A 10,275-nucleotide genomic window follows, 5' to 3' on the forward strand; every position below is an offset into this window, starting at 1 on the left:
ATGTTGGTGGCGCCGACGATGCGGGCATCGGCGCCTTCGCCCATGAAGTAGCAGATGCCCTTGTCCGCCCACGAGAACATCGTGGCCCGCACCCCGCGCCGGTAGCTCGACGTGCCGAGCACCATGTCGTTCTCGACCTGACCCATCACCTTCAGGCACCAGCGCGCGGACGCGTTCGCGCTGATCCCGGTGGGCAGGGACTTGGCGTCCGGGCGCTGCGTGGCGAGCAGCAGCACGATCCCGGTGGCGGGGCCGCGTTTGACCAGGTCGGTGCAGATCTGCTCCAGCTCCTTGCCGTACTTCTCGTGCTCGAACCACTTCTGGCACTCGTCCACCCCGATCACGATCGGGTGCAGCCCGAGCGACTTCTTGTCCGCCAGCACGCTGGTGACCTTCGACTCCGGGCAGATGTCCCGGGGCAGGGAGCGGATCATCTTCGCCCGTCGGCGCAGCTCCTCTTGCAGTGCCCGCAGGTCCGCGAGGGCGTATTCGATGTCCTCGTCTTCTTCACCGGCCCGGTGCCGGTGGGAGACGGCGTCGCCGACGGGGTCGAGGTCGCCGGTGCCCTTGAGGTCGTAGGTGTGCAGCTCCGCCCGCGGATCCAGTGCGGCGATGAGCATCAGCAGGCGCAGGAGGAAGGTCTTTCCCATGCGGGGGATGGCGCCGATGATCCCGGCGATGTACATGAGCGTGATCTCGATCCAGCGTCCGCGCTGGTCGGTGCCGAACGCGACCGGCTTGAACAGGTCCACCGAACCGGCCTTCAGCAGCGGCCAATCGGGCTTGCGCACCGTGGACATGTCCTGATCGCCGACCCACAGCACCAGACGGCCAGTGTGCTCATGCGTGACAGCCTCCGGCCAGACACAGCCCAGCGGGCGGCGCAGCCCGGAGGCGAGACGCTCGCGGCGCTCGATGATGTCCGTGACCGTGACGCCATGGGGCAGGTTGCCTTCCGCGCGCCAGCCGGGCCCGTCCCGGGTGATCGGGGCGGTGAACTCGAACCCCTCCTTGCCCTTGGCCTGCGCCTGGTTGATGGCAGGGATACCGAGCGACCCGAGTGCCCGCAGCACGATGTCAGACGTGAGCTTCATCGCCTTGGGCATCTCCACCGCCCGGTGGATCACCGGAGCATCCGCCTGCCGGCCGTTCCATCCCAGCGCCAGTACCAGCGCGGACACCGACAGCGCCTGCAGCCACCCCGGGGCCAGAACGTAGAGGGCGAGTGCCGCACCCAGCCCGACGAACATCGCCAGCACCGCGACCAGACTCCGCAGGCGCACCCGTCCGTCGCGCTGCCGGGACAGCTTCAGGTAGTCGGCCGCATCCTCGCGCCGTACGGCGGCGAGCCGGACCGGCTCGCCCTCGCGGTCAGCTACCCACCGCATCGTCCCCCCGACGAACCGGGCCGCACCGGTCGGCGCCTGAAAGGCGAGGCGGACGGCGTAGACCGGCGAGCGCAGCGCGTGATACCCGGCAGCATGCGCGTAATGCCGCGCCACCCACGTGGCCGCGGTCTTCAGCTCCGACGTCGACCGCAGCCACACCGGGACCACATCCCGACGGCGGGCGCCCATCAACCGACCCAGATACCCCGGACCAACCGCCGGAGCCGGCTGGTCGACCAACACCGTCGCCAACGGGTCGCCCGACTCATCAGAGTGCGGGTCGGCCGATCGGTCGGCGGCCGGGTCGGTGGCCGAGCCGGCCGACCCCGTACGGGCCGACCGCACCTTGCCCAGGTCGACCACATCCGCCCCCGAGTCAGGCCCTAAGTCGGCAGCCATGTCAGCTTCCAGCCGGTTGAACAGTTCGTTCTCATCGTCGCGATCCACTGAACGTCCCTCCCTGGGAACGGGGTCGAATTGGACGGGGTCCGCTGTAATCAGGCAGCGCGCTGTTCCTCGGGATAGGCACACGGGACGCAGGTGCCGAGCGTGGGCGGAATGACGTAACCCGCGTCCGTGTGGCACTGCGGGCAGCTGCGGCGGGCAAGCATCGCCAGAGCAAGCGCACCCCACTTGCGCGACGTCATCGGCCGCACCGGCTTCGCGAGATCGATCCGGTACAGGTGGGCGACCATCACCCCGCCCCTGCGGCGAGGCGAACGGCGCATCAGCTGCGCAGCGACCGGCTGCCCGCCAGGCCGCAAACCGCGGACGCGGAGCTGGCGACGAGTGGCGAAGCCCTCAGGGGCGAGACACCACGGGTAGGTGGGGACGCCGAAGCGGGCACCAGTCGGGTCGTAGCACGAGCCGTACGCGGGCGGCCTCACGCAGTCAGAGCGCCGAGTGCCGCTCATGCCGCCGCCCCCTCGAAATCGACAAGGCGACGGGCGTCGGTCCGCTCCGCAAGAAGCGCATCCCGCACGGTGCGGGAGTTGGCTGCCGAGCAGCGCAGCGCGGTGCGGATCTTCTCGGCGTTGATCTCAGCGTCCGACCATCCGGCAGTGGCCTCCCGCGCCTCCGCCAGCAGCTCCGCCGCCGTGCGCGTGCGCTTCGTCTTCGTGTTCGGCTTCCGACCTCGGCTTCGGCGCGGTTTAGGCGCCACGTCGTCCGGCGCTACCGGCTCGGGGTCGGGGTCCGGCTCGATGTCGACCGCGGCGGGGGCAAGGTCCCCGAGCTTGAGCAGCACCTTGGTGCGGTGCGGGGTGTGCCGGCGCCACCGGCGCCCGTACAGCTCGCGCAGATCAGCACGCGCGAGCTGCCGTTCCTTCTCCCGCGTCAGAGCCTCGGTGTAGGACGTGATCTCCCACAGCGTCATCCGCCGCCACAGGGCGAAGGTGGAGGGGAAGGCGAGCAGCCACCGGCCGAAACGGATCTTGTCCATCCGCCGGCCGGTCGCCGCGCCGATACGGACGGCGTAGATGTGGGCGCCGATCTCGGAGAACACCACCCACAGCAGCGGCATCGTCCCGTGGGCCACCTTCGCCCACAGCCCCTGACCGGCCGCGACGTTCAGCCCGCAGGTCACCAGCGTGAGCGCCCAGGGCACGAACCGCACCCAGGCCAAGGCCATGTCCATCCGGATCAGCAGCAGGTTCGCCACGGTGAACACCGGGATCGCCACGTCGATACCGACCGGCAACATCCACGGCTCACCGAATCCCCACCGGGCCGCAGCCTCGGACACGGCATCGAACGACGCCACCAGGCCCAAAGCGCCGACACCAGCCGCGGCGAGCGCACCGACACCAGCAAGACCCATCTCCGGGCGGGTCAGCGGCGGCACCGTCAGCCGCTCCATGCTCTTCGTGGCCGTCATGCCGCCACATCCCTGCCGCGACGCGAGCGGTGCCGGGCCACCGAGCGGCGGACCAGCGGGGTGACATTGAACAACTCAGGCGCGAACGCCTCGATCGCCTCCGCAGCGACGCGCGACACCTCGTCCGGCAAGCCCGGGTTGTCGGCAAGGATGTCCCGCGCCGCATCCAGACGGGCCGCGCGCTCCATCTCGCTCTCGCCCTCCACACCCAGCCACAACTCAACCGGGGTACCGACGGCCAGTTCCACGAAGTCCCTGGCGGAGACGGCCTGATGGCGGCCGATGTACATACGCATGGATCACTCCTGAAATTTGAGAGGCAGGGAGGCCGTGGCGGCGGGCGACCTTGGTGGGGAGTCCCGCTGCCGCGGTTGTGTCGTGCGTGCCCCGGCTGGGAGTCGAACCCGGCCTACGACCATCAGGGCTGCGCGGACCTCAGCCGCGCGACCGCCTTATTGGAGGAGGCGGTCACCTCGTCACGCTGTTGAGTTCTCAAGGAACGGCGGCTTCTGGCAGGTTTCACCAACGCCGATCACGAACAACCTAGGTTGCTTGCTGTGGGAACGAGAAACTACCTAGGTAGATCTGGTGGGTCAAGAGGTTCGGGCGGTCGGCCTGGAACTGACCTAGGTTGGATACGCTCTAGGTATGGACTGGAAGCCTGAGACGCCTCCGGCCGCGAAGGACATTGCGGCCCACTACAGAGCCGAGATCGCCGATGGCACCTACGGCCCGGGTACGCGCCTGCCGGGCGCGCAGAGCCTCGCCAAGAAGCTGGGCGTAGCGCTCATGACAGTCCAGAGCGCCTACCGGCAGCTTGCCGAAGATGGGCTGGTGGAAGGGCGCCCGGGGAGCGGCACCTACGTGATCGACGTGCAGGAGGGCGAGCCGTCGGCCCGGCATGCAGTGGTGAGCCTCCGGGACCTGCAAGAGGAAGTGCGGCACGTGGCGTCCCGACTTGACGACCTGTCGGAGCGGCTCGCGCAGCTTGAGGCGGAGCGGGCCTCCGTCACGTCGCCTGACAAGTGATGCGCCGGCGGCCAGCCGGGCCGCCGTGCTTACGCGAGGATCCATGAGCACCTCCTGTTCAGATGTGCTCTAGTTCACCGCCGCTAGCCGAAGATCGGTATCACATCCCGCTAGTTGAGATGTCTCCGACGTCTTTATACATCCGCTTATATATGCGCTATCACGAATTTCCGCAGGACTAGTCGGACCGCTACACTCGCGGTTCCGACTAGCTATCTAGGAGGGGTAGATGGCTCGGAAGCACCCAGATTGGAAGCCTGACCTTCTGCGCATGCATCGCGAAGAGGTGGGGCTCACTCTGGAAGATACGGGGGAGAAGCTCCGTGAAATTGCCGAGCGTCACGGATTCAATATCGCCGCAAACTTCCAAACAATCTGGAGCCACGAGAAAGGCGCTGTGTACCCCGGCCCGCATTACCGCCGAGCGTACTGCCTTCTGTATCGGTGCAACGAAGCTCAGATCGGCTTCCGCCGAGCCCTGCCCGGAGAGGATGCTCCCGTGTCCGTCCCCGCCCCCACTATCGCATCGCGGCGTTTTCCCGATCAGCCGCAGGCGGTGCGGCAAGCGCTCAGTAGCATCCGAGACGGTACGAACGACGTAGACAGTGAAGCGCTGCGCAATCGGGTCATCGACGCGTGGAGTCGACGCAACGCTGGCGGAAGTCTCGACGGCCCGTCTGTCGTACTTGTCGGAGGATTCGCCGGATCTGGTAAGTCTGAGTTTGCCAAGTTCCTGGGTGGCCTCACGGGGTGGCCGGTGCTCGACAAGGACTCATTGACCCGCCCCCTGGTGGATCAGCTTTTGATCGCACTTGGCGGTGAGGCCAACGATCGAAGCTCAGAACTGTACCGGGAGAAAGTCAGGCCGCTCGAATACCGCTGCCTCATGGAAGCCGCATGGGATAATGTTGACTGCGGAATATCCACTATCCTCGATGCGCCGTTCATCTCAGAGTTCTCTCAAGCTGACTGGATGCAGCGCTTCCAGAATCGTTGTCGTTCGAAGCGAGTCTCAGTAGCAACGATATGGGTTGAGTGCGACCCTGAATCCATGCGCGAGTACATCGAATTCAGAGGTGCGGCTCGCGATGCCTGGAAGATGTCGGCATGGGACGAGTACGTGTCGGGTCTCGACCTGAACTTGCGGCCGCAGGGCCCGCACTTCGTGGTGGACAACCGACTTGGTGCTGCAGTGGCCTTGGTCGATGAAGCGCGAGACGTGCTGAGTGGAGCCGGGCTGTGATTTCGACCGGCGTCATCTTGTACGGCCCTCCAGGAGCGGGCAAGGATACGATCACATCAGAGCTCTCTGCCATGCGACCTGAGTTCACGCTCTTTCGGCGCCTCAAAGCTGGTCCTGGTCGGACTACGGGCTACAGACTCACCACGCCAGCCCACATCAAGGAGTTGGCAGGCGCCGGACAGTTGCTGTATCGGAACGTGCGCTACGGAGCCGAGTACGCCATTGATCGTGCCGAGATCACCGCGCTCATCAATGCCGGCCGTATCCCTGTGCTGCACATGGGCCAAGTCACCGGAGCCTCCGCTGTAGCAGCGTTCCCCCTGCATTGGGTCAAGGTTCTGCTGTGGTGCCCATTGCAGGTGACGCAGAGTCGGTCTGTCGCCCGCGGGGACAAAGACGTAGAGGCTCGCCTGAAGGTTTGGCACGAGACTCGGGAAGACCTGTTGGCTCACGCCACCGAACCGTGGACGCTGGCCATCAGGACGGATGACCTCTGCCCTGCTGAGTCGGCTCGCGCCATCAACGATGCGCTTGCGGATGGGACACCTGCCAAACCCGTGGACATCAGGGAGCTGGTCCGATGACCACCCTCGGAATCCTGCATCCAGGAAGCATGGGCGCGGCCGTTGCTGCTCAGGCAAGGCTCAGTGGAGCAGAGGTCGTGTGGTGTCCTGCCGGTCGTAGCGTGTCATCCAGGGAGCGCGCCGAGCGATACGGTCTCACTCCTGTAGCTGATCTGGCTGAGATGGTCGAGCGGGCGGACATCATCCTGAGCCTGTGTCCGCCAGCCGTCGCGGAGGACGTCGCCCGCTCCGTGGCGGCGCACTCGTATACACGCATCTACGTGGACGGAAACGCGGTCGCGCCCGCCACGATGTCGAGCATCAGTGCTGTCATGTGTGTGCCTGGGGCAACGGTGGTCGACGGCTCCATCGTTGGATCGCCCCCGTCAGCCTCGAAGAGCACGCGCTTCTATCTCTCCGGACCGTCACAGGCGCTACCACTCGTGGCAGGGCTCTTCGCGGGAAGTGCCGTTCAGACTCACCTCCTGCCGGGCGGCATCGGGCGAGCATCTGCGCTCAAGCTGTCGTACAGCAGCTTCCAGAAAGCGAGCCGCGTCCTCGCGGCTGTCTCGTACGCGCTGGCCCGTGCCTATGGGGTAGAGGATGAGCTGGTCGACATCGCGCAGGGTCGTACGACCAGCTACCTCGCTGAGCCGGCGTACTTCCCGAAGGTGGCCGCGCGTTCGTGGCGCTGGGGCCCTGAGATGAGCGAGGTGGCAGCAGCCCTTGAAGAGGCTGGCCTACCTTCTGATCTGGCGTTCGCTTCAGCCTCAGTGATGAGCCGGTGGGACAACCTCAAGGATTCAGCCTTGGATGTCCCCCAGGTGCTCGATCTGCTGCGTAGATCCGCGGACAGTTGACCCTGGGCGGGCTGGCAGTTGGGCGTGTCCTGAGGGGCAGCTTGGGCTCGTTCCGAGCCTGAACCGAACCGCGCACGGCGCCGGAGCCGTGCCAGAGCGGGTTCGGCGCCTCAAGTGGCTGCTCACCAGTGACTCCATCGCGTTTGGCCAAAACGTCCATTGCCGGCCACGTGTGGCTCCCGAAGAACCTGCCCCGTCGGCCATCGCCCCGAGGCCATCACGGGGATTCCCCCGCTACCGCTGCCTGCGGTGGTTGGCTTCTTGCTCAACAACCGCTCCAGTACGGGGCGTCGGGTGGATGATGACGTCATGCAGGGATGGAAGAAGATGGTGCTGATGGCCGCGTCATGCGTCCTGATCGTCGCCATGGTCGTCGTGTGGGTTTGGGCCGATCTCGGGACCGCGGACGGGATCGCGAGTGTCGTTGGAGCGAGCGCAGGCGTAGTTGGGATGGCCTATGCGCTCACCAGTGGCAATGGTGCTCAGCCTGGGCCCGTTCTTACGGCCGTCAGGACAGGCAAGGCCACAACCAAGGGCGGCGGGATGGCGAATACCGGGATCTCCATGCCTGCGGCAGGCCCGCAGGCGCAGGTGAGCACGGACAGTACGGGGGACGCGGAGTCGCATGGATCAGGCGACGCCAACACCGGTGTTCACCTCACTTGAGCTGATACGGACGAATAGTCGGCTTGGGCAGTCCGACTTGAACACGGATTTAGAGATTGGTGCACGCATGGAGTGGGGGAAAAAGTCGGGGGCTGCGGCGTCAGAAACCGGGGATGCGCGAGCAGAGAATGGCAGCATCGCCAACACCGGGGTGATGAACGTGGAGAATCTCTACCAGTACGCTCCCGAAGTAGATTCGCCCTCGCTCGAAGAAGAATCCGCAGCGATCAAGGCGTATGGCCAACGGGTGCGAGAGGTGTTCGGGCGGTTAGACCTGGAAGTTCTGACGCCGCTCTCGGAGCAGGGTGAACATCCAGTGGTTGAGCTGCGCGAGGTCTTCGTACCTCCCCTCGTACGAGCCGACCCGCCCTCGGTCGAGCTACCGCGGGAGCTCATGAAGCGGCTGATGGACCACGGCGAGATAGCCGAGTTCGGCGATCGCGATCTACCCCCGGGTGCCGACCGGGAGACTTTGAACCGAATTCGCGAGGCGTACCAGCAGCGGCCGCCTGTGAGAGTCCTGGATGTGCTGGCCGACACGGAGACGGAACGGGTGGTGCTGCTGGGCGATCCAGGGGCGGGCAAGTCGACTCTCGCCCGCTACCTGGCGCTCGCCCTGACCGGCCCCATTTCGCAAGAGCCGCTCAGCACCTTGGGCGGGAAGTTGCCGATCGTGGTGGAGCTGCGCAGGTATGCGCACGAGCGGTGGCGAGACCGCACCTTTGAGGAGTTCCTGGAGTATCTGCACAGCCTGGAAGGAATGTCCGTTCCCGCTTCTGTGCTGCGCAAGCTACTCCAGCAGCAACGAGTAGTGATGGTGTTCGACGGCCTGGACGAGTTGTTTGACCCAGTGGTGCGGACCGAGACATCCCTTCGTATCAGTGCCTTCGCCGCCAGGTATCCGGGGGTGCGCATCGTCGTGACCTCCCGGGTGATCGGTTACCAACGGGCTGTCCTAGACGCTGCGGGGTTCAAGCACTACATGCTGCAGGACCTCACCGAAGACCAGATCGGGGAGTTCGCCCGCCTTTGGTACGCCACTGCCTGTCCGCACGATGTACCACTGGCTCAAAACCTGGTGCAGCGCGTAGCGGACGCGGTTGCCCACTCCCGGCCTGTGCGGGAACTTGCCGGAAACCCGCTGCTGCTGACCATCCTCGCGATCATCGGCCGCCGCCAGACACTTCCCCGGGACCGCCAAGGCGTCTATAAGCACGCGGTGACCGTTCTGGTGGCGCACTGGGACCGAGACGCCAAGCAACTGACACAGGCTGATGCTCCGCAAGCGCTGGAGGTGCTGGGAGCCGAAGAGCGCCATGAACTCTTGCGTCTGCTGGCCCGTCGCATGCAGGAGGGCCAGAGTGGCATCGCGGGCAACCATATTCATGGAAGGGACCTGGAGGCCGCCTTTGGGGAGTACCTCAGTGAGTACGAACTGCCGCCTATGCAGGCCAAAGCCGCAGCCCGCGGGATGGTAGCCCAGCTGCGGGAACGCAACTTCATCCTCAGCCGCTACGGCGGCGAGGTCTATGGTTTCGTCCACCGCGCGTTCCTCGAATACCTCGCTGCCGCCGACATTGCCTACCGTTACAAAGAAGACCGCCAGTGGACACCCGAAGAGCTCATCACAAGCGTGATCGAAAAGCGAGCTGAAGATCCCGCCTGGCACGAGGTGATCCTGCTTGTCATTGGCCAGCTTCCCGAGCGCGACGCTGCCCGAGCCATCGACCGCCTCCTGCACCTGCATGAGCAACGGCGTCCTACCTTCGGCAACAGCATGCTGGTCTTGGCCGTCCGTGCGCTCGCGGAAGTCAGGAAAATCGGTGCGCTCGCCCCACAAAGCAAAGCCATCGTCGACTCTCTTCGTGTGACCGTTTCCGGCTCAACGTACTTGGGCGCAGCCAGACTTGAAGCCGCTCTGCCAGCCCTCGGCACATTCAACGAGTATTGGACGGGGCGACAACGATACCTGCACTGGTTTCTTCTAAGGGGACAACACCTTGACCAGGTAGCGGATGCCTCAAATGTGGCGCTGGCGCTCTGTCTATCAGCTGCAGAGCCACGTGTATTGGCTCGTTTCTCTCCGTCACCGCATGCACGCGTTTCGGCTCTTCGGAGAACTGTCGATCTTGAGGGTGACTTGCCCGAGACTCTGGCATTCCTTATCAGTCGGGCCGCTGTCGACCCCGATGAATTCCCTCGCTCCGAGGCTCTTCGACTGCTTGCCGAGTATTTTCCGCAGCAGCCCGAGACGCTGGCGCTTCTTGTTGATCGGGCCACTGCCGACCCCGACGGATTTCCTCGCTCAGCGGCTCTTCGGCTGCTAGCCGTGCATTTCCCGCAGCAGCCCGAGACGCTGGCGCTTCTTGTTGACCGGGCCACAGTTGACCCCAGCGGATCGCCTCGCTCGACGGCTCTTCAACAGCTGGTTGAGTTGCAGCAGCCCGAGGCGCTGGCGCTTCTTGTTGACCGGGCCACCGCCGACCCTGACCAATGGCCTCGCTCAATGGCTCTTCAACTGCTGGCTGAGTATTTCCCGCAGCGGCCCGAGGCGCTGGCGCTTCTTGTTGACCGGGCCACTGCCGACCCCGATGAACTTCCTCGCTCAACGGCTCTTCGGCTGCTGGCTGACTATTTCCCGCAGCGGCCC

General features: G+C 65.4%; 10 protein-coding genes. 6 read left to right on the plus strand and 4 right to left on the minus strand.

Annotated features, from left to right (window positions below):
* From ACFWI9_RS30275 to ACFWI9_RS30290, 4 genes are all read right to left on the minus strand, one after another.
* Nucleotides 1-1,787 (minus strand): cell division protein FtsK (locus ACFWI9_RS30275; RefSeq protein WP_387167269.1); only part of this gene is annotated, 1,787 nt, incomplete at its 3' end.
* A gap of 98 nt (nt 1,788-1,885) precedes the next feature.
* Nucleotides 1,886-2,302: an RRQRL motif-containing zinc-binding protein gene (locus ACFWI9_RS30280; protein WP_387167242.1), complete on the minus strand. Its 417-nt coding sequence runs from the start codon at nt 2,300-2,302 to the stop codon at nt 1,886-1,888.
* Complete coding sequence (locus tag ACFWI9_RS30285; RefSeq protein WP_387167245.1) at nt 2,299-3,264, minus strand: DUF2637 domain-containing protein; 966 nt, start codon at nt 3,262-3,264, stop codon at nt 2,299-2,301. Before ACFWI9_RS30285 ends, ACFWI9_RS30280 begins: the two co-directional genes overlap by 4 nt.
* Nucleotides 3,261-3,560: a hypothetical protein gene (locus tag ACFWI9_RS30290; RefSeq protein WP_387167248.1), complete on the minus strand. Its 300-nt coding sequence runs from the start codon at nt 3,558-3,560 to the stop codon at nt 3,261-3,263. Before ACFWI9_RS30290 ends, ACFWI9_RS30285 begins: the two co-directional genes overlap by 4 nt.
* Nucleotides 3,561-3,912: 352 nt before the next feature.
* On the opposite strand from ACFWI9_RS30290, the gene ACFWI9_RS30295 reads away from it, so the two are divergent.
* From ACFWI9_RS30295 to ACFWI9_RS30320, 6 genes are all read left to right on the plus strand, one after another.
* The gene (locus ACFWI9_RS30295) at nt 3,913-4,293 is read left to right on the plus strand and encodes a GntR family transcriptional regulator (RefSeq protein WP_387167251.1); all 381 of its coding nucleotides are present in this window, start codon (nt 3,913-3,915) and stop codon (nt 4,291-4,293) included.
* Between the two features lie 271 nt (nt 4,294-4,564).
* Nucleotides 4,565-5,536 (plus strand): AAA family ATPase, encoded by a 972-nt coding sequence (locus ACFWI9_RS30300; RefSeq protein ID WP_387167254.1) that lies wholly within the window; start codon nt 4,565-4,567, stop codon nt 5,534-5,536.
* Entirely contained in the window at nt 5,533-6,120 is a 588-nt protein-coding gene (locus ACFWI9_RS30305) for a guanylate kinase (RefSeq protein WP_387167257.1), read from the plus strand. The genes ACFWI9_RS30300 and ACFWI9_RS30305 overlap by 4 nt, the downstream gene beginning before the upstream one ends.
* Nucleotides 6,117-6,959, plus strand: coding sequence for a DUF1932 domain-containing protein (locus ACFWI9_RS30310; protein WP_387167260.1), 843 nt, complete (start codon nt 6,117-6,119; stop codon nt 6,957-6,959). Before ACFWI9_RS30305 ends, ACFWI9_RS30310 begins: the two co-directional genes overlap by 4 nt.
* 309 nt (nt 6,960-7,268) lie before the next feature.
* On the plus strand, nt 7,269-7,625 hold the full coding sequence (locus tag ACFWI9_RS30315; RefSeq protein WP_387167263.1) for a hypothetical protein: 357 nt from the start codon (nt 7,269-7,271) through the stop codon (nt 7,623-7,625).
* Nucleotides 7,585-10,275 (plus strand): NACHT domain-containing protein (locus ACFWI9_RS30320; RefSeq protein ID WP_387167266.1); only part of this gene is annotated, 2,691 nt, incomplete at its 3' end. The genes ACFWI9_RS30315 and ACFWI9_RS30320, both read left to right, overlap by 41 nt.

The organism is Streptomyces sp. NPDC127084 (assembly GCF_042724175.1).
In the GTDB taxonomy this organism is placed as follows: domain Bacteria; phylum Actinomycetota; class Actinomycetes; order Streptomycetales; family Streptomycetaceae; genus Streptomyces.